This is a genomic window from Lysinibacillus xylanilyticus, from assembly GCF_001183605.1.
GTDB classification, from domain to species: Bacteria; Bacillota; Bacilli; order Bacillales_A; family Planococcaceae; genus Lysinibacillus; species Lysinibacillus xylanilyticus.
Map to the genome: position 1 here is coordinate 17,908 of NZ_LFXJ01000009.1, position 25,157 is coordinate 43,064.

Genomic DNA, 25,157 nt, shown 5'->3' on the forward strand with positions numbered 1-25,157 from the left:
ATATTCAAAAAATTATTGCGCTGTTTTTCATAGCGTTTTAACATGTAAATTAAATTTACTCAAGGAGCTGATATTGATGAAAAAAATTGAAGCAATCATCCGTCCTGAAGTTTTCGGTGCTGTCAGAGACGGACTTGCACAGGAAGGAATTGCAGGGCTCAGTGTTTCAGAGATTGCTGGATGCGGTCGTCAATTAGGGCGTACAGGGTTATTTCGTGGAAATACCTACGAAATTGAATTTTTGCCGAAGTTAAAATTAGAAATGATTGTAGATGATGAAAAAGTAGACCCTATTGTTGAAGTTTTATTATGTAAGGCAGCAACCGGAAAGGTCGGGGATGGCAAAATCTTTATTTATCCAGTTGAACAAGCAATTCGTATCCGCACAAAAGAAGTCGGATCAATTGCAGTAGAATAAGGGGGCGATATATATGGATGAAATTACATTATCTATAAATTTAGTTTGGATGATGCTCGGTACGATTTTAGTCTTCTTTATGCACGCAGGATTTGCGATGGTTGAAGCTGGCTTTACACGTTCAAAAAACGCAGTCAATATTATTATGAAAAACTTCCTAACTATATCACTTGGCGGCATTGTCTATTTTCTCTGTGGTTACGCTATTATGTTTGGAGATTCATTTGGCGGTATCTTCGGTGCAAGTGGCTTTGCCTTAAATGGTGTAGATAATCTTTCCTTCTTTATTTTCCAAACGATGTTTGCAGCAACTGGAGCAACGATATTATCTGGAGCGGTGGCAGAACGTACTAATATTTTTGCTTATATCGGCGTTATTATTCTCATGTCGTCACTTGTTTATCCTGTTGTTGGTCATTGGGTTTGGAGTGGTCAAGGTTGGTTAACAAATCTTGGTTTTATCGACTTTGCTGGCTCTACCGTTGTTCATTTAACAGGTGCAGTTGCGGCATTTGTAGCAGCGGTAATGGTCGGTCCACGTCTGGGTAAATATGAAAATGGTCGTGTTAACATTATTACAGGACATAGTATACCATTAGGAGCTTTAGGCGTATTTTTACTTTGGTTTGGTTGGTTTGGCTTTAATGGTGCCTCAACATTAGCTGCTGATCCTAAACTTGTTCCTAGCGTAATCACAAATACATTTTTCGCGGCTGCTGCTGGAGTTGTGGTTACTGCCCTTTATACGAAATTCCGATATGGTCATATTGATGGCTCACTCACATTAAACGGTGCTTTAGCAGGGCTTGTAAGTATTACCGCTGGTGCCGCTAATGTTAGTATTGTCGGTTCAATCATTATCGGATTAATTGCTGCTCCATTCTTAGTCGAGGGCGTCCGCTTCATTGAATGGAAATTAAAAGTCGATGATCCTGTTGGTGCAATCGCTGTCCATGGTATATGTGGCATTTGGGGAACTCTAGCAGTCGGCTTGTTTGATATTGGTGGTCAAGGATTATTTTATGGAGGAGGCTTTGGCCTATTAGCAGTGCAGGCCATAGGAGTTATTGCTACAATTGCTTGGGTTAGCATTTCAGTTGCAGCTGGTTTACTTATAATAAAAGCATTTCTGCCATTACGTGTTTCTGCTGAAGAAGAAGTCACTGGTCTAGATGTCATCGAACATGGTGCTCCGGCTTATGAGTTTCAGGATATTTTCAAAGGCTCTGCCGTACGAGGAGAAACATTTGCTCATCGTTTAACTCATTTCGGTAAAACAAATAACAATGTCCAAGAGGAACATGTATAGTGTTTATTGAGCTTCGGCTTCTTTAATACAAAAACAAGAATCTGCAATCCCTTTGGCAAGCTGTATCCCAAAAGGTATGTGCAGATTCCTGTTTATGCTCTCTCTAGCTCCAGTAAAAATTCTTTCATAGCTAGTCCACTACGAAAGCCTGTTAGTTTACCATCTTTTCCAATTACGCGATGACATGGAATAATCGCCAATATCGGATTGGCACCAATTGCACTGCCTACAGCTCTTACTGCTTTCGGATTACCGATACGGTGTGCAATATCTGAGTACGTTGTCGTTGTACCATATGATAGCTCCTTCAAAGCTTCCCATACTGCTAGTTGAAACGGTGTCCCTTTGACATGTATTGGCACATCAAATTCAGTAAGTTCTTTATTAAAATAAGCCGTTAATTGCTTAACATATTGCTGTAGCTTTTCTTTATTCTCTTCAAAACGATAGCCTTTAAATGGCTTTTTTGCCCACACTTCCACCTCTTCAAATGGTGCATTCGGTGTTCCAATATATACAAGTCCTTCATCTGAAGCAATGATATACATATTCCCTTGTGCATATGTTAATGTATCTACATATAATATATCCATTCTCTATCTCCCTTAACTTAATTTACCCATTACCTGTAAAATATTATTTAGCTTCCCTTTGTTTCATGCTACAGTTATTTTACCTATTAGTATAAAGGAGTTTTAACTTTATGAATACATCATATGAGCCTGCTATTCATTTTCAACATGTCACCTTTTCATCGAATGACAAGATGATATTAAATTCGATTACTGGTTCTTTCCCAAAAGAAAAAATCACTACATTAGTCGGCCCTTCAGGTGCTGGCAAAACAACTCTACTTAAATTGTGCAATGGACTGTTATCCCCTACAGATGGTCAAATATTAATTGATAATCAAGACATTTCTAAATACGAGCCAACTGCTTTAAGAAGACATGTTAGCATGGCCCTTCAAGCGGCCCCTATGATAGAAGGGACTGTATTTGACAATCTTGCACTTCCTCGTTCGTTACAAGGAGAAAAGCTTACAGAGCAAGAAGCTATCCAATATTTACGAGACGTTGGACTCGATCAAAGCTTTTTACAACGCCCTACGAATAAATTATCAGGTGGACAACGACAAAAAGTCTCTATTGCAAGAACACTTATTAATCAGTCCTCCATTTTATTGCTAGATGAAATCACATCAGCACTAGACCGTCAATCCGTGCAGGAAATTGAGACACTGATTGCTACAATCAATAAAAAGTTTAATGTCACAATCATTTGGATAACTCATAACTTACAGCAAGCGCTGACAATCGGACACTACACTTGGGTCATGATGGACGGAGAACTTATTGAAACAGGAAAAAGCTCCTTACTTAACGCACCTAAAAATCCACGTGTCGCTGAATTTGTACAGGGGGTGAATATATGACGTATACTTCGCTTTCTTTAACGTTAATTTTTGTTTTAATCCCTCTTCTATTGTCAAAAACCTTGAAGCTAGGACTTGAAAAAGATACACTCATCGCTACTATTCGCTCTATTATTCAACTACTTGCCGTCGGTTATATTTTAAAATTTGTCTTTAATGCTCAAAGCTATATTTATATTTTCCTTATGGTTGCTTTAATGATTATAGTAGCAACACTAAATGCTCGTAAAAAAGGGAAAGGTATTAAAGGTATTACATGGAAAATAGCACTAACACTCATTGTAGTAGAACTTATTACGCAAGGAGTATTGCTTGGTTTTGATATTGTACCTGCAACAGCTCAGTATATTATTCCAATTAGCGGCATGATGATTGGTAATTCAATGGTATTATCGGTTCTGTTTTTAAATCGTTTTACTTCGGAAATTTCAAGTCATCAGAACGAAATCGAGTTAATTTTATCGCTTGGCGGTACACCAAAACAGGCAATTCGTCGACAGCTAATGAATGCGATAAAGGCAAGTATGATTCCTACAATTGAAAGCCAAAAAACAATTGGCCTTGTTCAATTACCAGGTATGATGAGTGGCCAAATAATTGGCGGAGCAGACCCTATTCAAGCGGTGCAATTCCAACTATTAATCATTTTCGCCCTGCTAACAGCAGCGACATTATCTAGCATAATGATAGGTTTTTTAAGCTATCCTGCACTTTTTAATGAGCGTATGCAAATACTTGAAGTGAAATAATTGTTATAGTAAAAACAATATTTATTTTCTAAATTATGCTATAATACAGAAAAAAGAAATGCAGTGAGGAGAATGACCATGTTATTACGCGATTTTTTCATCCATTTATCTGAAAACCAACTATTAAATAGTGCTGCAAAAAAATACGGACTAAAATTAGGAGCACAAAGTGTAGTAGCTGGTACAAATATTGAAGAAACGATTGCGAGCATCAAAGAGCTTAACGCACATAAAATCTCTTGCACAGTAGATAATTTAGGGGAATTTGTTTCGACTGAAGAAGAAGCAACAAAAGCTAAAGAACAAATCCTTGCTGTTATTGATGCTATTCATGAGAATGGCGTTGATGCACATATTTCGTTAAAGCCATCTCAATTAGGTTTAGATATTGATGTTGATTTTTGTTACGATAATTTATATGAGATTGTAGAAAAAGCAGTAGCATATAATATATTCGTTAACTTTGATATGGAAGACTACGGTCGTTTACAAACATCCTTTGATATGGTGGAAGAGCTATCGAAAACGTTTAATAATGTAGGTACTGTTATCCAATCTTACTTTTACCGCGCTAAGGACGATATCGAAAAATTCAAGGACTATCGCCTTCGTATCGTAAAAGGTGCTTATAAAGAGCCTGCTGAGGTTGCTTTCCAAGATAAATTAGATATTGATTTAAATTACATCGAGTTAATCGAATATCATTTACTACATGGTAAATTTACGTCCATCGCAACACATGATCATAATGTTATTGCACACGTAAAACGCTTTGTAGCAGACAATAATATTCCACTTGATAAATTCGAATTCCAAATGCTTTACGGCTTCCGTACAGAAATGCAAAAAGAGCTTGCAAAAGAAGGCTATAACTTCTGTGTATATGTACCATTCGGCGAAGATTGGTACGGCTACTTTATGCGCCGTTTAGCGGAGCGTCCTCAAAATCTTAATCTTGTTACAAAACAAGTATTTACGAAAAAAACGAACACAGTCCTTGCTGTTGCAGCAGGTGCTTTCGTTCTTGGACGTTTAACAAAACGCAAAAAATAAGGTCCCACATAGAAGCCAGAAGCTTAATTAATAAGCTTCTGGCTTTAGTTGTGGATATTCAAACTCTGATCACTCAAGCACTATTAGGAATTCCTTAAAAACGTGTCATAAAAATAATCAGTCGGGATGAAAAAAAGCCCCACTGATTATTTTTATATTATTCAACTTGTAACGCAATGGCCGAAACAATTGCTTCTGCTGCATACTCCCATTTACCATCAATAAAACTACCTAATTTTTGCCCAAGTTCTTGTATCATTTCGAGCGTAATCGGAATATCATTCTTTTGTGCTAATGTAGCAAGAAATGGTGCTGATAAACTTGTCCAACCTCCACGGTCAATTTTAATGTCTACTTGCTTTACTTCTCCATTCTCTATATCAATACGGTAGTATAACTGATCATCTGGACGCCAGCTCAAGTGATGGGAAATCTGCCCATTTACAACTGTTAGATCATTCTTTTTCGAAATTGAAGCTGGTTTCACATTAAATTCATGACCTAGTACATTTAATTTTTTTATTTCAGGACCGACTAATGCCGCCTGAACAGCTAGATCCATATTACTTTGTAATGGGATATCTGTCTCCGTCTCAACTACTGGATCAACCATATCGTTGCTTGCAGCAAAAACGGCTGAAGGATATGCGCTAGTTAGGGCAAAAGTTGTTGCTAATAATGCTGTTGATGTAACTTTCATAATTTTTCCCATAATCATTTCCATCCTTCCTATTAAAACATTTATAGTTTTCTAAATATTATCATTAGTAGACTAAATATTCAATATTCTAATATATTTTTCCAAAGAAAAAGGCACTGAATTTAAATGATTCAATGCCTTTTGTCTACCTTTGGTATAAGGTTATCATGATAGGTTCTTAAGCTATTTATTTATTCCACCCTTTTTCTTTAAAGCGTGCAATAGCTTCAATACGATTCCCAACATTTAATTTTTCTAAAATAGTGGAGATATAATTACGAACAGTCCCTGCCGATAAAAATAATTCTGCAGCAATTTCTTTTGTCGTTTTTCCCTCTGCAACAAGTGTCAGTACTTGGCTCTCTCGGTCAGTTAAAGGATTTTCACTATCATCCTCATAGACAAAATCAACGAGTTCAGGCGCATATATTCTTTTGCCGTCCATAATTGTACGAATGGCACTGACCAATTCTTCTATCGGACTATCCTTCAGTAGGTAGCCACGAACGCTGGATTTTCTTGCACGTTCAAAATAACCCGGCCTTGCAAATGTCGTTAATATAATCACTTTACAATCAGAATCTGTACAATGCAGTTCTTCGGCAGCATCCAATCCAGTTTTCACTGGCATTTCAATATCCATAATACAAATATCAGGCTGATGCTCTTCAACAAGCGCCAATGCTTCTTCACCATTTTTTGCTAATCCGACAACCTCCATATCATCCTCCATACTAAGTAATGAACGAAGTGCGCCTAATAGCATACCCTGATCTTCAGCAATTACAATTCGTATCATGTCGCAAACCTCTTTTCTATATGTTCTTCAGATTTTCTTTGACCTTTTGATGCGTTATCGCCACTGGAATCGACACTGTTAATGTAGTGCCTTCTTCACTTTCGATTTTAAAAGAACCATTTATAAACTCTAACCGTTCTCGCATTCCCTTTAATCCGTTACCTGTCTTCCAAGCTTGCTTTTTGGTGATTCCTTGTCCATTATCACGAACAACTAAATATACTTCCTTAAAATTTTGATGGAAAGCAATTTCACATTTTGTAGCACCACTATGCTTTACGACATTATTAACCGCTTCTTTTAAGCACATTGATAATACATTTTCTACAAGTGGTGGAACTTGTAAAGTATCTTTATCACCGTCAAATATAAACTCCATTTCAGCAGCCTTTAATATTTGAGAAATACGCATAAGCTCATCCTCAAACCTAGCTGTTCGCATATCCGATACTAATTCACGTACCTCTTTTAATGCGATACTTGCCGTTTGACGAATATCTTTAATCTCTGTTAGAGCTTGCTGTGGGTCACGTTCAATTAATCTTGAAGCCAAGTCGCTTTTTAGGCCTATCATCGATAACTTTTGACCGAGTGTATCATGTAAATCCCGAGCAATACGTTGGCGTTCCTCAAAAACAATTAACTCAGCTATTCGTTCATTAGCAGTCTCAAGCTGACCCTCTAAATTTTCGCGTTTATTTTTTGAATAAATCGTTAGTGGGAGAAGCACAACCGCTAGGATCGTTAAAACAACAAATGGTAGTTGTGATAAAAATAAGTGTAGCTCTACGAAAAAGCCAACACCTGTAGAAATAACCGTAAAGCCAATATGTAATCCATACATAATATAGAAGCCAACAGGTTTACGAATATTTCCAATGAAGAAAGCTGTGAAAATCGATAAATACACATAGCCATATAGTATGGTCATAACGATATTAATGACCATTTCAAAACTAATCCACATATAAACAAGACCGTTTTTCGAATTCATGGAAAACCGATAGAAAATAAAATATAGTATTAAAAATGTAATACCTATTGATATTTCTATATAAGATGATTTTCTAAAAATGAAGAAAAACGGTAGGAAACAGAAAATAATCCACAAATATATACTGAGCATTGGACTATTCGGAATAATACTGTGCGATTTCCTCAACATAATCTCACGCTCTTTCCTACTTTTCCCTTATTATAACAAGAATATTAATTTTATGCCTGTACATGGTTTTTACCATGACAGCTGTAAATTACATATCAATTGCTTCATCCACAATATATGTTTTATTTACGTAAAACAGCCATCCCTTCGACGAGATGGCTGAAAAAATTCTACTAAGCAGCAATACTGCCCCTTGCTTTTCGTTTAATTATTTCATTAGCTTCTTTAAAGCTTATAAACTTACCTTGGTCTTCATCGTATAGCTTATAGCGTAATGATTCTAAACTTGTACGCAATGTTATTGTTGTCGCCGTGTGTAATGGCGGTGTTTCATTATGCGCTTTTTCAAGGTTATAGTTTGGTACACGAGGAGCTAAATGATGTACATGGTGGAAGCCAATATTGCCTGTAGCCCATTGTAATAGCTTCGGTAATTTATAATACGAGCTACCTTCGACAGCAGCCTTTACATAATCCCAATCTTTATCATGCTCAAAATAAGAATCCTCGTACGTATGTTGGATATAGAATAACCAAATACCAAGTGAACCAGCAACAAATAGTGTTACACCCTGTACTAATAAAAATGCTTGCCAACCCATAAAGTAAATTAAAGTTATACAAATTCCAGCAATAACGACATTTGTTAAATATGTGTTAAAGCGTTCCTTCTGTTTTGCATCTTTACGATTAAAGCGATTTAATATTAACACCATAAATAGTGGACCTAAGCCGAACATTACGAACGGATTACGGTAAAAACGATACCATAAACGTTGTCCTTTTGATGCTTGTAAATATTCTTCCACTGTCATCATATCAATATCACCGATACCACGCTTGTCTAAGTTCGAGCTAGTTGCATGGTGAATTGTATGTTCACGCTTCCATTTTTCATATGGGAATGATGTTACCACTCCAGTTACAAAACCAACCCAGTCGTTTGCTTTTTTACTTTTGAAAAATGAACCGTGTGTACAATCATGGAAAATAATAAATGTTCGTACGACAAAGCCAGCAGAAATTACACTTAACCCAACTGTTAGCCATGGTGAAATATCCATTAACATATAGCCAGCTACCCATAGAGCGATTAAAGGTACCATTGTATTCGCCATTTGAAAAATACTTTTAACTGTATCAGACTTCGCAAATGGTGCTACATCCTGGCGCAGTTTTTTTGTTTTTTCTCGATCAGTTGCCATTGTTTTTACTCCCTCGTTTCCTTTTTCCTTATGACCTCATCATAAAACAAGAGTGTAATCATGCAACAGAAGCAAACATCATAAAAAGGATATGACATTTGTCATATCCTTTCAGATTGTGTTCAAAAGAATAAGTATAAAAAATGTGTATCAATAAGCAAAGGTTGATTTTCACTCCGAGTTGGCGCTTTCCGCGGGCTTGGCTTCAACTACTTTCAGCAGGTGTTTGGACACCCGCTGAAAGTAATTAAAGCCTCCGGCGGATGTCACGGAATTATGCCGTGGCATAATTGATCAATCTCCTCGTCACTACGTTCCTGCGTGGCTTTCAGCGCAAACTCATCCCGCAGGAGTCGCCACTCTACGTAAAAATCAACATCTCCTCAACATTAGTATAAGTAGAAACGCTAAACCAAAAGAATATAGCTATAATTAAAATAGCATAAAGATCCAGCATAATAGATATATTTGATAATTTTTATCCAAGGAAAGCCTCACTATGGAGAATACAATACTATCCGATGCTCCTCACAAAATGCTGATCGAGTCTCACGATTAACTTACTTTATAGCTTTATGCAAACAAAATAGAGTTTTTCTTGTAGCCTGAAAAGATATGACATTTCTATGCTTTTGGTCCAGTTAACTGTAGCTGATAAAATGCAAGATCTAGCCATTGATCAAATTTATAGCCTGCATTTTTAATTGTACCTACATATTTAAAGCCTAGTTTTTCATGTGCTTTAATGCTTCCGATGTTTTCACCATCAATGCCCGCTACGAGTGTCTTCACACTTTGCTCTTTAGCAATTCGAATAAGCTCCTGCATTAATTGTGAAGCTATCCCCTTTTGATAATGATCCTTATGCACATATACAGAGTGCTCCATTGTGTGTTTATAACCTGGATATGGACGGAACTGACTATATGTTGCAAAGCCGGCTACTATGTCATTTTCGTCAAAGACTAGTAGTGGATTACCGAGTGTCTGCTGCTCCTTGAACCATTGTCTTTTTTCTTCTAACGATTGTGTTTCATATCGATAAACAGCTTTGCTCGTTAATATAATGTCATTGTAAATATCTAAAACCCCAGGTAAATCTTTCTCTTCCATTAATCGAATCATCATGCTCACGTCCTAACCATCAATTATGCCTCGGCATAATTGCTACTATTACATAAGATTTTACTACTTTTTCAAGCATCACACATTAAAATATCGAGCATCCGGATGTGCAAAGACAATTGCTGAAACAGACGCTTCTGGCTCCATCATAAAGCCTTCCGTTAAATGTACACCAATGTCTTCCGGTTTTAATAAGCCGAACAATTTCTCTTGATCCTCTAGGTTCGGACATGCTGGATAGCCGAATGAGAAGCGCTGTCCTTGATATTTCGCCGCGAAACGATCACGCATTGTAAAATCTGTCGCATCCGGGAATCCCCACTGGTCGCGAATTTCTTGGTGCATACGTTCCGCGAAGCCTTCCGCAAGCTCAAGGGCTGTAGATTGTAATGCATGACTTTCAAGGAATTTCCCTTCCTCTTTTAGCTGACGAGCCTTCGCCATAACCCCTTGCCCTGCTGTTACCACCATTAAGGCAATATAGTCCATTTCACCGCTTTCAACTGTTTTTAGGAAATCTGCAAGACATAAAAACGGTTCAACTTGCTGACGAGGGAATGTAAATCGTTCAATTTCTGTTTTGCTATCTGTTGGATCATAAACGACTACGTCATCCCCATCGGCTTGAGCAGGGAAAAACTGAAACACACCCGACGGCTTCAATAGGTCACTTTGTAAATACTCGTCGACTAAATCCTTTAACTGTGTAGCCCTTTCATCGCCAGCATCAAGCAACTGCTGTACTTGACCCTTTAAACCTAAGTGATGTCCAAGTAATGTCCGCATATTAACATATGGATATAAATGCGAAACAGCATATTCTCTCTTTACATGGCGTCGCACATCTGCTGGAAGAAAGACAGACGCTTCCTTTATTGTGCGTACAGGCTTTATAGTCACTTCTTTGATAGGGCGAGCCGCTCTTTTTTCGTCTGCCTCTAAGCGTTTTTCACGAGATTCCTTAATTTCAGCTAAGAAATCTGCACGTGTATCTGTCCCCATTAACCGATTTGCCTGATCTAATCCTTGCATCGCATCCTTTGAATAAATGACAGGTCCATTATATTCACCGGCAATCTTTGTTTCAGTAAAGCGACGAGATAATGCCGCTCCCCCTACTAAAATAGGTACGTCAATACCAGCTTCCTTAAAATCTTGTGCTGTAATGACCATTTGCTGCGCTGATTTTACCAGTAAGCCTGAAAGCCCGATGAAATCTGGCTTTTCCTTGCGAACCGCTTCTATTAACTGAGCAGGTGTTACTTTAATACCAAGATCAATCACCTTATAGCCATTATTACTTAAAATAATATCGACAAGGTTTTTCCCAATATCATGCACATCGCCTTTTACAGTTGCAAGTACCATCTTACCCTTGCCAGCACTCTCTTCATCTTTCTCCATAAATTGCTCTAAATGTGCCACTGCTGCCTTCATTACCCCTGCTGATTGTAATACTTCTGCTACGATGAGCTGATTATCGTTAAATAAGCGGCCAACCTCTGCCATTCCACCCATTAATGGTCCATTTATAATATCAAGCGGTGATTCGAAAATTTCACGAGCAGCATCTAAATCTTCAACTAGTCCTTCCTTTGTACCCTCTAAAATATAGTAGGCTAAGCGACCTTCTACTGTTTTCGGAATATCTTCCTCTGTTTTTTCCTTCTTTTTATCACGATAGAAATCTGTGAAGACAGCTAAGGTTTCTTTATTTGTATTAAAGAGTAAATCATTTGCTAGCTTAATTTCTTCCTCAGGAATGGATGCATAGCGTTCTAGCTTCTCCGTATTAACAATTGCATAATCTAAACCAGCCTGTGTACAGTGATATAAATACACGGCATTTAGAACTTCACGACCTACTGGTGGTAATCCGAATGAAATATTGCTTACACCAAGCACCGTTAATGTACGTGGCATTTTTTCTTTAATAAGGCGAATTCCTTCTACCGTTTCAAGTGCCGAGCCAATATACTGCTCATCTCCCGTACCTACTGGGAACATTAATGGGTCAAAGATAATATCTTCAGGAGCAATACCCCACTTTTCTGTTAACAATTTATATGAACGTTCGGCAATCTCTAGCTTACGATGTCGATCAATCGCCATGCCTTGCTCATCAATTGTACCTACAACTAAAGAGGCACCATATTTTTTCACTAGCGGTAAAACTGCGTCAAAACGCTCCTCGCCATCCTCTAAGTTAATAGAATTAATGATGGCTTTCCCTTGAGAAAACTTAAGTGCTTCCTCAATTACTTTTTCATCTGTTGAGTCAATCACAAGAGGTACTTTTACTTTTTTTACAACCTCCTGCATAAAGCCACGAATATCCGCTAATTCATCGCGGTCAGGATTTGCTAAACAAATATCGATCACATGTGCTCCATTTTTCACCTGAGCACGCGCGATCTCTGCCGCTTCCTCAAACTTCCCATCAATAATTAAATTTTTGAACTTACGAGAGCCGATGACATTTGTCCGTTCTCCAATAAATAATGGACGCATAGAATCGTCATACACCAATGGCTCGATACCTGATACTACATGACCATGCGTTGCATCTGGTAATTGTCGAGGCTTTTCGTCCTTTAGCACCTCTCGAATAGCAGCAATATGTGCTGGCGTTGTACCACAGCATCCTCCGACAATATTTAGCCAACCCTTTTCTGCAAAGCCTTTTAGCTTTTGTGACAATGATTCAGGTGACTCATGATAGCAACCTTCCTCGTCCGGTAATCCTGCATTTGGGTAACAGCTAATATAGCCTGTTGAAAGCTCTGCTAGTGAACGAATATGATCAGTCATAAATTCTGGTCCAGTCGCACAGTTTAAGCCAACTGACAATGGCTTAATATGCTCGATGGAAATGTAAAAAGCATCAATTGTTTGGCCAGCAAGTGTCGTTCCCATCGGTTCAATTGTTCCAGATATCATCACAGGTAGCTCTTTTCCAGTTGCTTCAAAAGCACGAGATACTCCCAATGTTCCTGCCTTAACATTCAACATATCCTGACTAGTTTCTAGCAACAGAACGTCCGCTCCGGCTTCGATTAATGCCTTAGCTTGAACATAGAAATTTTCCTCTAGCTCATCAAATGTAATTCCACCTGTAACCGACAAGGTTTTTGTAGTTGGCCCCATAGCCCCAGCTACAAAACGTGGCCAATCGGATGTTGAAAACGCATCTACTACTTTACGTGCAATTTCTACAGCACGTTTATTGATTTCTTCTGCCTTCGCACCAAGATCATATTCATTTAATACAAGTGGTGTACTCCCAAATGTATTTGTACAAATAATATCCGCTCCAGCCTCCAAATATTTCCTATGAACTTTTTCAAGCACATCTGGTCTAGTTAGCACAAGATTTTCATTACAGCCATCATATTCCTCGCCGCCAAAATCCTCTGCTGATAAATTTTCATTTTGTAGCATTGTACCCATTGCGCCATCAAGAATTAAAATTCGTTTTTCTAGTTGCTCTTCAATCAAGTGCTTAGCCATTTATACTTACTCCTTTTTTCTGTTCATCCAATTGCTCAATAAATTTCATTAATTCTAGCGTCATATCATAGCGTAAAAATGGTGTGATGAGGTAAATTCCATTGAAATATTCCGCTGCTACTTCTACTAATTCCTTGGCAATTGCAATTCCTTCTAGTGTTGCGTGTTCCCTATCATCGCCACAAGCCTTCATACGTGATAACGCATCATCAGATAGTTTGATGCCTGGGACTTCATGGTGTAAGAACTCCGCACTTTTATAGCTCGTTACTGGCATAATACCTATATAAATTGGTGTTTCTAAATGCTTTGTCGCCTCGTAAATTTCCACGATTTTTTCCTTTGTATAAACAGGCTGTGAAATAAAATAATCTGCCCCATGTTCAATTTTCTTCTCTAATCGAGAGACAGCACGATCTAATACACGTACATTAGGATTAAATGCAGCCGCTACAGAGAAATTTGCCTTTTTACGGAGTGGTTTCCCTGAGAACGATACACCTTCATTTAACTGTTTTATTAATTGGATTAGCTCCATTGAAGATACGTCATAAACGCTAGTTGCTCCTGGGAAATCGCCTACCTTTGTCGGATCTCCAGTAACTGCTAAAATATCATGAATCCCTAGTGCATTTAATCCCATTAAATGTGATTGAAGACCAATTAAATTACGATCTCGGCATGTTATGTGTGTCAACGGGCGTACCCCGTGCGTTTCTTTTAGCAAGGCACCCATTGCGACATTACTAATCCTTGGAGAAGCGAGTGAATTATCTGCCATCATGACTACATCCGCGCCCGCCTCATATATTTTTTTTGCACCTTCAATAAAGCCTTCAATTTCTAAATGTCTCGGTGTATCTAGCTCCACAATAATCGAGCGTTCACGTTTTACTTTTATATGTAATGGCTCATAATTTGCTGGCTCTGCCTCACGGACAACCTCTACTTTTTCTGGCTTTGTATACTTTTCCTCAACCGGTGATAGCTCTTCTAAGTACTTTTTCGCTGCGGCAATATGCTTTGGTGTCGTACCACAACAGCCACCAATTAAGCGTACCCCTTGATCACGAAGCTCTACAGCCGCTCGGCCAAAATAATCTGCCTCCGACTCATAAACGACACGGCCATCCTCCAAATCAAGAAGAGAGGCGTTCGGATACGCTGACATAAATGCCTTCTCAGGAAGCTCTACACCTTCAAATGCTTGTATAGTATGGTGAGGACCTAAGCGACAGTTAACACCTACGATATCAGCACCTAATGCTTCAAGTTCATGTAAGGCGTTATTTAAGCTCATTCCATTTTGTAATATTCCGGGTTCGTGCATAGAAACTTGAGCAATAATCGGTAATTTCGTTTTAGCCCTCAGCATTGATAAAGTCGCTGTTAGCTCTTCAAAATCATAATATGTTTCAAGTAAAAGGCCATCTGGATTTCCTGCAAGTAAAACAGTTGCCTGCTCATCAACAGTTGCTAAAATTTGCTCTAACGTTGCGTCACTTTTTCGAATACCACGGATTCCCCCAATAGTACCCAAAACAAATTGTCCACCATCTGCCGCTGCTCGTTTTGCAATTGTTATAGCAGCTTCATTAAACTGCTGTACACGGGATTCTAATCCATAGCGGGCTAATTTTATGGCATTAGCTCCGTATGTGTTCGTTTGAATAATATCTGCACCAGCTGCTATATATTCTCTATGAATCTTTTCAATTAATTCAGGTCTCTGTACATTCATTTCCTCATGGCAGTACTCCAAGCCATAGCCGTACAAAACCGTACCAATTGCACCATCTGCTGTAAGAACATGCGTTTTTAACCTTTCAAGCAATCCCATAAAATTAGCCTCTCTTCCCTTATCTTTATCAATTATGCCTCGGCATAATTGCGTCCGGAATCGGCTTTGTGCTTAGGCCTGCAGGAGGGCCGACACGATGTCGGTCATTTCGGTAATGCCACAGGACGTGGCGTTTTTACCGATGCAGGTCAGTTAGCCGTTATCGCATGGATGCGATGATTTTAGGCTAACATCCTTTAAGCACTCCTTTCCGATTCCGTGACATCCGCCGGAGGCCTTAGGCCAACACGATGTTGGTCACTCAGTCATTGCCACAGGACGTGGCGTTCTTAGACTGAGTTCCTCTATTTCAGCGGATGTATGGACACCCGCTGAAAAGTAACTTAAATCCGCATTCATCTCACCACCTATAGAGGTGGGAGACTTCAGCTGAAAGAAGTTAAAATAAAAAAGCCTTCTTTCAAAAAAAAAGAAGGCTTTAACGTTTCGTAATTGTTTTCCTTCTCATCTTCGACACAACGGTCTTCTGGATTTAGCACCTGACAATAAGTTGGTTGCTGAAGCTTCATAGGGCCAGTCCCTCAGCTTCTCTTGATAAGAATTTAGTATGAATTTTTTAAATAATTAAAAGAATCATAACGTTTACAGACGATTGAGTCAAGACTATTTCACTGAACAAAGGATAATTTTTACGAAAAATGTTATATTTTGATTAATATCAAACATTTACGATAGTTTTCCAGCAAGTTCCTCACCAATTTTTTTACCATTTTGAATACATGCGCCTATGCCTACTCCAAAATAAGAGCATCCCGCTATTGATAAATTTGGATAGTTTTTCTCAAGTTCTTGTAAGAGACCTTGCAATGCTTCACGATGTGCCAAGTCGTACTTCGGCATCTGGTCGATCCATTTTGTCACGCCAACAACAGTTGGTTTCTCCTCAATCCCCAAGCTTTTTCTTACATCCTCAAGAGCAACTGCAGCTAACTCTTCATCTGTCATCATACGCAATCTCTCATACTCAGGGTTAATGCTCTTATAAAAAAGTCGTACAAGTAATTTGCCTTCTGCTGAAGTGTGTTTCCACTTGCGACTTGTCCACGTTGCTGCATTACATATAACATCCGAATTATGTGACACAATATAGCCTGTTCCATCTGCAGGTAATCTATTATCGGGTACATCAAACCCTAAATAAATAGTAATGGCGGATGCCGTATTAAATTGTTCAAAATAGTAGTTCAAAGATTCATCCTGTAATAAGCTTTGTACCGATTCATTTGGCAGTGCCAATACGACATGATTTGCTTCAATCATTTTACCGTTTGCTAATGTAACAGAATATTGATTCTCCTGCTTTTTAACGCTAGTAGTGGCTATCCCTTTTATAATTTCTACATCCGTTAATGTTTCTTCAAGTCGATCAATTAGTGATGATAAACCATTTTTAAATGAAATAAATTTTTTATTGGCGGCTTTCACAAATTGATCTCTGTTTGCATCGAAACCTTTAATAATACTACCGTAATCGTTTTTGTAATCGATTAAATACGGTAAAGTGGAAGCAATTGAAAGTTGATTTAAATCTCCAGAATATACACCTGCAAGTACAGGAGCTATTTGGTTCTGAACAAGCTCCTCACCTAAATAATACGTTAAAAATTCGCCAATTGAGCTTTCTTTTGTAAACCTTTCATTTGGCATTGTTAAATCCTTTAATGCTTCTTTTTTACCTTCCTCTGATACAAGCGTGCTTTCCTCAAGAGATTGTAAGCTCATAGGAATACCGAACGTTGAGTCTGCTGGGATGGCATGTAGCTCATTATTTGTGTAAATATACGAAATACCTGTTTCGTTGTACACAAGATTTTGTTCAAAATTTAGTTCCTCTACTAACTCCATGACACCTTTATGACGCGCTACAATAGAATCTGCTCCTGTTTCCATGATGAAGCCTTGTTCAAATGCAGAGTGAAGCTTGCCACCAAGGTATGTATTTTTTTCAACAAGTACAAGTTTTACATCTAAGTTTTTCTCCTGAACTTGGCGTTGTAAATAATGCATCGTACACAATCCCGTTATTCCGCCACCTAATACAACAACTGTTTTCATAATTAACCGCCCCTATTTTTAGTTCTTTATTTAGTATAAACTTTTTTTATCGAAAATTACGCTAAACCCTTTACAAATTTAGCAAAAATGGAGCTATCCAACGCATTGGATAGCTCCATTTTTTTCACATTCGAATAGTATATATTCGCTAGAGGCTTTTATCTACCTAACAGAAATTATATATTAACAGTTGATATAGTGTTATTTGTGCCCTAAAGTGTGTAGCGTTAAAAAAATAGGAAACAACAATTTCCTTTGCCCTTTGCTTTTCTCTTAATTAATTTAAATTTTGAGTAAAGCTAGCTAATTTTCCAGCCGAATTTTTCACTTCGTTAAAGGCAATACCTAATTCATTTAGTACTTCTACTATTGCTTGTACTTCTTTTTCCATCCGGCTATTTTGATCTTTTGCCTCGGTCATAGCTTCTAATATGTTAGTAAATTGTCCTTCCGTTTGAACCATATTTTCCTCACCAGATGCTACCTCTTCTTGAATATTACTAAGTGAAAGAACAAGTCTATCTGTCCGCTCATTCGTTTTATGTAGTAACGTTGCTACCGATGTGACAGATTCTTTTGTTTGAATCGATAGTTTTCGCACCTCATCTGCAACAACACTAAAGCCTTTACCCGCTTCTCCAGCACGAGCCGCTTCTATTGCCGCATTTAAAGCCAACAAGTTCGTTTGATTAGCAATATTTGTTACAACGTTCATAATCGATTCCATTTCCTTTGACATATCTGTCAATTGTGTAATATTTTCTGCTATATCATCAAGTGAGGATATAATATTACTCATATTTTGCGATTGACTCTTTAATTGTTCACGACCTTCTAATGCCTGACTCTCAGCCATAGTCGACACTTGAAGTGATTTTTTCGCTAGTTGTTTAATCTCATCTGATTGTCCACTTAAGCGATGAAATGAATTGTTTGTTTCCTGAGATATTGTGGCAAGACCTTCCGAAGACTCTACGATTTCTTGCTCTATTGCTTCTTTTCTACGTTCCATTTTTTCATGAAGTTGCTCAATTGTATGCTCAAACGCCTCTAAAACCAACTGTTGCTCAAAATTTGAAATTTTTGAGATGGCGCGAATTGTATTAAGCTGATCCATTGGATAATGAACATGTTCTTCAACTAAGTCAATAAATGATGCCGTTAAATCTTGAAAAGCACAAATATACCATTGTGTTTTAAGCCCGATATGGACATGTACTTTAGCAATTTTAATTCGTCTTTGATAAAATTCATCATCAATCGTACCATTAAACATTTCAATAATATGACGTCGTAAAGTAATTTTCAATTTCTCCACAGAACTATGTCTATTAATAATATCTACTAAGCAACGTTCAGTTCCAATCATTTCATAAAATCGATCAACAATATTATCAATATCGCCTTCTACAAAAGGTTGAAAGGCTTTTAAATATTGTAAATCCCGCTTTGTCAATTTGAGTAAATCAATTTGCTTTTTTATTGACTGGCAATTCGCTATATCCATTTTTACAATATATTGCTCTAAATCTAAAGCAGTTGTCTTTCTCTGTTTTTGAAAAATCACACATTTACCCTCTTTCATGTCGTGTACTTTTGAAAAGCTGAGAAAAATCTAATTCCGTCCACCAAAAATATAAGAGATTAGGAAGGCTCATCCCAAACTTTCGATGATAAGCTATTAGGATGTTAGTTAACCATTATTATCTATTTACATTTATGACGCTGATTTCTGTTACGGGCTACAATCAGCTAAAAATCGTGACTTTATTACTAGCCATTATTACTTACTACTCTTTCAAAATCACTCATATACAATATACATTTTATAAATAGCTGTCAATTTTCATATATACATTTTTTACCATAAATTGTATAAAAAGTCCCTGTCATCTTACTTATTATCTAAAGCAGTAAAAAAGCTACCACAATACTTTTGGGTAGCCAATTTACATCATCTCTGTTTTTTTTTGCTTACTTTTTCCTTGTTTTAGTTTGCAGTAATTATGCTTTATTATATTAATATTTTTACTATCAGTTTCTCCTAGTTATTCAAACCTATACACTACATCAAAACAATTACCTAATACCTATGCGCAAATTGTTAATAATCGAATCTAAACACCTATTATTTTTTAATAAAAAATACTTAAATTCCTTTTAATTCTTGTAGTAAAATTGCAGCCTCCTCACTTCCTGCATCTGCTGCAAGTCCATACCACTTTATAGCCTCTTTAATATTTCTAGCTATTCCTTCCCCCTTATTGTATATGTGCCCTAATTGTAATTTAGCTTCCGAATCTCCTTGAAGAGCAGCCTGTTTAAACCAATGAATACCCTTTTCAATATTTCGTATTCCTGTTAACCCTTGGCTCCAAATAAAGCCCAAATCATAAAAGGCATCGACATGATATTGCTCTGCAGCTCTTTCATACCAATATAATCCACGGTTCACATCTTTAGGTTGCCCTAGCCGTCCTTCTAAATAGATTCCTCCAATCCTGTATTGTGCTTCAACATAGCCTGCTTCAGCAGACTTTCTATAGTACCTACATGCTTGCTCCTCGTCTTTGTCGTTTCCTAAGCCCTTCTCATAAATAATTCCGAGTGTAAACATAGCCTCTGCCACACCTTGTTGTGCAGCGAAGTCGAACCACTTCTTCGCAAGTACCAAATTTTCTGGTACTCCCTCACCGTTAAAATACATATCTGCTAAATTATTCGCAGCATCTGGATGCCCTTGCTTTGCTGCAGACTCATACAATATAAAGGCTCTATTATAGTCTTCTTGAACACCTAGACCTTCAAAATAAAAATTACCAAGTGCATATTGTGCATCGGCATTTCCTTGTGATGCCGCTAACTCAAACCACTTTACTGATTTTTCTGGTTGGAAAAATTCGCCGTCAATGGCACTATAATATTCTCCAAGCTGAAATTGTGCATCTGCATCCTGTTCCTCTATGGCATCTTTGTATAAGTCAATGATTTCCTCATGATCTAGATCTTCTTCGTCAAACGCCTCAACATGCTCATTTTGGTGAATAAAATACCATTCCAATATATCAAGCACATCATCAACAACTTCAATGCAATTGGATAACTTCTCTAGTGAAGAAACTTGCCAAATAAAAATATAGATAGGGAGTGGAATTGCATCACGCAGTAAATCATCATATTCTGCTAAAAGCGTTAGCACATTCTCCTGTACTGACTTCGCTTGTTCTGGATGTATAATCTGTAAGTGTCGTAGTTGATTCTTTTTCAAAAGTCCTTGCACAACTTGATATAGTATTTTGTGCAAGGTTGCTAATTGTACTTGTTCGACTTTTATTAAATTAATGTTTTGCGCAAACCATGTATCTTGTGTTTGCGTGAGCTTTTGTAGGGATACAATTCGCTCTTTATTTTGTTTTGCTAAAAATTGCCCATACATTCGTTTCCCCCCTTGCACTCTATCTTGCCACTATTATATGGAAGACAGTTCTAAATTGGTTACACATATGCTCTTAAGATTAATCCAATGAACAATGTAATGAACAAAAAGACAGTGACATGAATCCATTTATACATTTCTAATAAACCGATAAATTCACGCGTAAATGCATTAGGTACATAATAAAATGCGGTCTTTGAACCAACACCTTGTGCATCAAGTTTTGCCTTTTTGGCATATATGCTTGCACGGAAAACATGGAAATTATTCGTTACGAATAAGGATCGATATTTTTTTCCTTGAGCATGCTTATCCATAATTTTTTTAGAGAATGCCATATTTTGTTCAGTATTTGTCGATTGATCTTCCATTAATATTTTTTGGGCTGGTATCTGATGTTCGTCAACTATATATTTTTTCATGGCGTATGCTTCTGATACTTTTTCATCATGCCCTTGTCCACCAGAGACGATAATGTACGGTCGTTCTCCATATTTTTGAAATTGCTTTACTGCCTCGTCTAAACGACTAGCTAAAAGTGGTGGCACCTTATCTCCAATTAGTCCTGATCCTAGCGCAATAATATAGTTAGGTTCATAAAAGATCGGCGTAAAATGATATAGAGTGGCATAAGCCATTATGCTTGTGTATAAAAACATTGTATAGCCAAAAATCAAAAACGCATAGAAGAAAAGAATATGCCAAATTTCATTTTCGATATTCGCAAAAATCACAAATACATACCAAATCATCATGATAAAAAAGCTCAAGCCGAAAACAGCTAACATTAGATTACGAACTTTACGTCCTTCTTTTTCGAGTAAAACTTTACTATTAAAAAACGTAGCTATCGATAAAACAAACATAATACTCGGGAAACTCCCTAGTATAATGACTATACCCATTTTCGACACAATCCCTTGCTCATTTGGAAGAAATACAGGATAACTAATTACTGTGCTAAAAAAATACAAACCTAAAAGGCCGAGAACTACTGTATTGAGAAAACGTCTTTTTTCCGTTATATATAACAGTAAAAAAATTGAAATTAATAGTAATGATGTTGAAATCATCGTCTCACTCCTTCCTTTATATATACATGTCCAATATTTAGCGATGAGTACTGACACTTCTTGTTCAAATTTATTGATATACTTAAATTGATGGTAGCAATTATTTTGTTTTTCGAGATGATTCATGTAAAATTATTATTAAGAACTAGTTTATGATAAAACTAAAAATTATATTGGAGGAATACAAGTAATGAAAAAAATCCTTGCTGCTATTTTTGCAGCGACACTTATGTTTGCGTCTGTTGGTGCAACATTATTCATCTCAGATACCCCAACTGCAGAAGCTAAATCCTATAAGTCAGGTAAAAAAGGTTTCTCAAACAACAATAACAACAATAACTCAAATTTCCAAAAATCTCAGGATAAAACTAAAGACCAAAATAATGCAACAACAAATAAAAACAATACAACTTCTACAAACAAAACGGATTCAACAGCTAAAAAAGGTGGCTTCTTCTCAGGTGGCCTTATGAAAGGCTTAATGCTTGGTGGCTTAGCTGGCTTATTATTCGGAAGTCTTTTCAGTGGCATGGGAATGCTTGGTAATATTTTAGGCTTATTAATTAACGTTGCAGCTATCATGGTTATCGTAATGCTAGTTGTAAAAATTGTTAATATGTTTAAAGATAAAAAACGTAAAGAGGAAGCACAATGGCACAAATAATTAATGAGCAAGATATTATTAATGCAATTTGCTTATCACAGGCCTATTATAATAACATTCGCCCTGAGGATGTACTTGTTGAACTAACATACGATGATGACACAGGCTTTGGTGCAGAAGTTGAAGTTAATGGTCAAATCGAGTTGTTCAATACAGCAGCAATGATCGGCGCACTACGTGTATGGATTAAAGATGTCCTACATGGTGACCCTTTTTCAACAGGCATCGAATTAGTCTTAGACGATGAAGAAGGCATCATTGCTAGACTATCGTAAATAAGTAAAGAATAGCAGTTCAGTAAATCTTATAGATTTATTGAACTGCTATTTTATTTTTTCAGATGTTTTATTACTTGTTCTTTCTTTTCTTCCTCAATTGTAAAATCGACTATTGATCTGCCGAGCATTAATAGCGTAATAAACATGACGCCTGTTCCAACGATTAAATAAATCATCGTAAATATCTTTGAAAAATCACTAGTAGGATATAGTCCAGTCTCAACACCTGTTGGAATTAAACTCACTACTGAAAAATACATAGCATCCAGCCAATGCCAACCTTCCGTCCCTCTATAAAACATAGTTCCTGAAAGAATGATAAAAAATAATGTTGTAAACAAAGATAGAAATTGTGGACGCTTGAATGACTTCCATATTCCTACTAACAATCTTTTCGCAGATAAAATAAATGACAGCATCGCATTCTCCTTTGATCCATTTTCACTTCAGCATTATTACAATTCTAAATTGGCTCATCCCCAACTTTTGATAAGAACCCAAATTGTACTAGATATTCATAGCAATAAAAATAACATACGTAAACGTTAAAAGGTAGAGATTTCGATTTACAATCTCTACCTTTTAACGTTTACTTTTTTAATAGACTACTAAAATTCACAAATATTTTAGCTGCATGGCCTCGTTTTGTAGGAGCCTCGGGTGAAAATCCCCCTTCACTACCTATAATAATACCTTGCTCATACAACATAGTTATTGCATGTTTTGTTTCTTCGTCGTAAGAGGCAATATCAGAGAATGGGGCTTTCCCTTTCACAGCATAAGATTGCTTTTTCTCATATTCATAAGCACGATTAATCATTACTGCTAATTGAGCGCGAGTAACTGGCAGCCCTGGGTTAAACTTCCCATCCGATCCCTTAATTAGCCCATATGCATACGCTGCTGCAATTTCTGACTGAGTTCCGACATCATAAATTGCAATGTCTGTAAACGGTGCCTGTTCATTCGTCGTTAAACCAAGACTTCTAACAAGCATCGAAGCGGCCTGTGCACGAGTAACACTTTGATCAGGTTTAAACGTACCATCTGGATACCCGTTCATAATACCCAATTCAGCTGCCTTCAATATAAACTCCTTTGCCCAATTCTTTTCTACATCAGTAAAGCTTAAAGTTCTTCCCGTAGTAAAATTAACTGTTGGACTTTGAACACTTTCATTCCCAGCCGCATCAACCGCTTTAATTGCTACCGTATATGCTGTATTCGCTATTAAATTATCCAACGTTATAGCGTTTATTGCAGCATCTTTTGTAAATGTTAGCTTACCGTTTACATATACTTTGTAACTAGTGACACCTACATTATCCTTTGCTTCCTGCCAGCTTATTTTTACCGTTGTACTATCCATCATGTTTGCTTGGATCGTTTTTGATACATCCCATAACGTACTTGTTTTAATCGCTGGTAAAAACGCCTCGTTCGCTACTGCTAAATAGCCTGCTTCACTTAAATGAATATTATCAGGGTTTGGTAAATAGCTTGGAACATCTTTTGCTACAATATTGTATGTCGGTACAAAAATGGCACCCGCTTTTTCAGCAGTTGTTTTTATCGTTGCATTCATAACTTTTAATAGCATTTTAAATTGTTGCTGTACATCCTCACTATAGTAAGGAAAAGAATTATAATAGCCCATCACATAAATTTGAGCATTCGGATTAAGTTTCTTAATTTCTTCTAAAATAGCAGCAATATTTTTTATTGCTCCCTGGGAAGCTTTTAGCATCATTGCTGCATTAATGCCTGTTGTCTGAGACTCTTCTAAAATAGGTATTAAATCATTGGCACCAACGGTTAGTGTAATAATTTCAGCCTCTTTAATAGATGTACGAACCTTCACCTTCTCGCTTGGATAACCGAATCCTACCACTGACTTTTCCACATTATTTTGTATATCCTTTAATACATCACTTGTTGTATAGCCTGAATTCGCAAAACCCTTATTATAAGAAGTAATTAAATCCTCTTGCTGTAAAGCTTGTGCAACAAAATCCGTGTAACCTAACCCGATCATACCAACCTCATTCATACCATGTGCTAAGGAATCACCCAGTGCTACATAATCTGCTTGAACTACCCAACTTGGCGCTATGTAGTCTCTTTGTTCCTCAGCATTTACACCTATTGGTACTACTAATTGACATGCCAGAATGCTAGCCGCTAAAAACCGAAATTTCTTTGATAATTGCACACCCTCACTCCTCCAAATTTTACTAATTACTATTTTAATATACAGGAGATGGAAATAGGCTAAAAAAGCGTAATTATTTTTAATGTTCATCACCAAAAGTTATGATGACG

The 25,157-nt window shown here is 37.1% G+C and carries 21 protein-coding genes and 1 riboswitch; of the genes, 7 read left to right on the plus strand and 14 right to left on the minus strand.

All coding sequences use genetic code 11. The features are described from left to right. Positions 1-76: 76 nt before the first annotated feature. Positions 77-418 carry a P-II family nitrogen regulator gene (locus ACZ11_RS17360; protein WP_049667798.1) on the plus strand — a complete coding sequence of 114 codons (342 nt, stop codon included), beginning with the start codon at positions 77-79 and terminating at the stop codon, positions 416-418. Between the two features lie 13 nt (positions 419-431). Beyond that, positions 432-1,727, plus strand: a complete 1,296-nt coding sequence (locus ACZ11_RS17365; protein ID WP_049667799.1) for an ammonium transporter — start codon at positions 432-434, stop codon at positions 1,725-1,727. A gap of 92 nt (positions 1,728-1,819) precedes the next feature. Here ACZ11_RS17365 and ACZ11_RS17370 read toward each other — a convergent pair whose 3' ends face one another. Further along, the gene (locus ACZ11_RS17370) at positions 1,820-2,320 is read right to left on the minus strand and encodes a methylated-DNA--[protein]-cysteine S-methyltransferase (protein WP_049667800.1); all 501 of its coding nucleotides are present in this window, start codon (positions 2,318-2,320) and stop codon (positions 1,820-1,822) included. Between the two features lie 110 nt (positions 2,321-2,430). Between ACZ11_RS17370 and ACZ11_RS17375 the strand changes: the two genes are divergently transcribed. From ACZ11_RS17375 to ACZ11_RS17385, 3 genes are all read left to right on the plus strand, one after another. Beyond that, positions 2,431-3,162: an ABC transporter ATP-binding protein gene (locus ACZ11_RS17375; RefSeq protein ID WP_049667801.1), complete on the plus strand. Its 732-nt coding sequence runs from the start codon at positions 2,431-2,433 to the stop codon at positions 3,160-3,162. Continuing rightward, the gene (locus ACZ11_RS17380) at positions 3,159-3,911 is read left to right on the plus strand and encodes an ABC transporter permease (protein WP_049667802.1); all 753 of its coding nucleotides are present in this window, start codon (positions 3,159-3,161) and stop codon (positions 3,909-3,911) included. Before ACZ11_RS17375 ends, ACZ11_RS17380 begins: the two co-directional genes overlap by 4 nt. Positions 3,912-3,989: 78 nt before the next feature. Continuing rightward, a complete protein-coding gene (locus tag ACZ11_RS17385) occupies positions 3,990-4,964 on the plus strand; it encodes a proline dehydrogenase family protein (protein ID WP_049667803.1) in 975 nt (324 codons plus the stop codon). Positions 4,965-5,121: 157 nt separating this feature from the next. On the opposite strand, the gene ACZ11_RS17390 is transcribed toward ACZ11_RS17385, so the two are convergent. The 11 genes from ACZ11_RS17390 to ACZ11_RS17440 form a co-directional block, all read right to left on the minus strand. After that, positions 5,122-5,682 (minus strand): hypothetical protein, encoded by a 561-nt coding sequence (locus ACZ11_RS17390; RefSeq protein WP_049667804.1) that lies wholly within the window; start codon positions 5,680-5,682, stop codon positions 5,122-5,124. A 169-nt stretch (positions 5,683-5,851) separates the two neighbouring features. Next, entirely contained in the window at positions 5,852-6,463 is a 612-nt protein-coding gene (locus tag ACZ11_RS17395) for a response regulator transcription factor (RefSeq protein WP_049667805.1), read from the minus strand. Between the two features lie 16 nt (positions 6,464-6,479). After that, entirely contained in the window at positions 6,480-7,628 is a 1,149-nt protein-coding gene (locus ACZ11_RS17400; RefSeq protein ID WP_427526242.1) for a sensor histidine kinase, read from the minus strand. 173 nt (positions 7,629-7,801) lie between these two features. Beyond that, positions 7,802-8,833, minus strand: a complete 1,032-nt coding sequence (locus tag ACZ11_RS17405; protein ID WP_049667807.1) for a fatty acid desaturase — start codon at positions 8,831-8,833, stop codon at positions 7,802-7,804. Positions 8,834-9,457: 624 nt separating this feature from the next. After that, positions 9,458-9,958, minus strand: coding sequence for a GNAT family N-acetyltransferase (locus tag ACZ11_RS17410; protein ID WP_049667808.1), 501 nt, complete (start codon positions 9,956-9,958; stop codon positions 9,458-9,460). A gap of 78 nt (positions 9,959-10,036) precedes the next feature. Continuing rightward, positions 10,037-13,468: a methionine synthase gene (metH, locus tag ACZ11_RS17415; protein ID WP_049667809.1), complete on the minus strand. Its 3,432-nt coding sequence runs from the start codon at positions 13,466-13,468 to the stop codon at positions 10,037-10,039. Beyond that, positions 13,461-15,308 (minus strand): bifunctional homocysteine S-methyltransferase/methylenetetrahydrofolate reductase, encoded by a 1,848-nt coding sequence (locus ACZ11_RS17420; RefSeq protein ID WP_049667810.1) that lies wholly within the window; start codon positions 15,306-15,308, stop codon positions 13,461-13,463. The genes metH and ACZ11_RS17420 overlap by 8 nt, the downstream gene beginning before the upstream one ends. 462 nt (positions 15,309-15,770) lie before the next feature. Continuing rightward, a riboswitch (SAM riboswitch) is annotated at positions 15,771-15,870 on the minus strand. Positions 15,871-15,995: 125 nt separating this feature from the next. Further along, positions 15,996-17,384, minus strand: a complete 1,389-nt coding sequence (locus ACZ11_RS17425; RefSeq protein WP_049667811.1) for a protoporphyrinogen oxidase — start codon at positions 17,382-17,384, stop codon at positions 15,996-15,998. Positions 17,385-17,661: 277 nt separating this feature from the next. Then, the gene (locus tag ACZ11_RS17430) at positions 17,662-18,951 is read right to left on the minus strand and encodes a globin-coupled sensor protein (protein ID WP_049667812.1); all 1,290 of its coding nucleotides are present in this window, start codon (positions 18,949-18,951) and stop codon (positions 17,662-17,664) included. Between the two features lie 582 nt (positions 18,952-19,533). Next, complete coding sequence (locus ACZ11_RS17435) at positions 19,534-20,820, minus strand: SEL1-like repeat protein (RefSeq protein ID WP_049667813.1); 1,287 nt, start codon at positions 20,818-20,820, stop codon at positions 19,534-19,536. 59 nt (positions 20,821-20,879) lie between these two features. Next, positions 20,880-21,893, minus strand: a complete 1,014-nt coding sequence (locus ACZ11_RS17440; RefSeq protein WP_049667814.1) for a YdcF family protein — start codon at positions 21,891-21,893, stop codon at positions 20,880-20,882. A gap of 190 nt (positions 21,894-22,083) precedes the next feature. Between ACZ11_RS17440 and ACZ11_RS17445 the strand changes: the two genes are divergently transcribed. Both ACZ11_RS17445 and ACZ11_RS17450 read left to right on the plus strand, forming a co-directional pair. Next, positions 22,084-22,557: a hypothetical protein gene (locus tag ACZ11_RS17445; protein ID WP_049667815.1), complete on the plus strand. Its 474-nt coding sequence runs from the start codon at positions 22,084-22,086 to the stop codon at positions 22,555-22,557. Beyond that, the gene (locus tag ACZ11_RS17450) at positions 22,545-22,832 is read left to right on the plus strand and encodes a DUF2653 family protein (RefSeq protein WP_049667816.1); all 288 of its coding nucleotides are present in this window, start codon (positions 22,545-22,547) and stop codon (positions 22,830-22,832) included. Before ACZ11_RS17445 ends, ACZ11_RS17450 begins: the two co-directional genes overlap by 13 nt. 53 nt (positions 22,833-22,885) lie before the next feature. On the opposite strand, the gene ACZ11_RS17455 is transcribed toward ACZ11_RS17450, so the two are convergent. Then, on the minus strand, positions 22,886-23,254 hold the full coding sequence (locus tag ACZ11_RS17455; RefSeq protein WP_049667817.1) for an ion channel: 369 nt from the start codon (positions 23,252-23,254) through the stop codon (positions 22,886-22,888). Positions 23,255-23,424: 170 nt separating this feature from the next. Beyond that, the gene (locus ACZ11_RS17460) at positions 23,425-25,047 is read right to left on the minus strand and encodes an S-layer homology domain-containing protein (protein ID WP_049667818.1); all 1,623 of its coding nucleotides are present in this window, start codon (positions 25,045-25,047) and stop codon (positions 23,425-23,427) included. Positions 25,048-25,157: the final 110 nt, after the last annotated feature.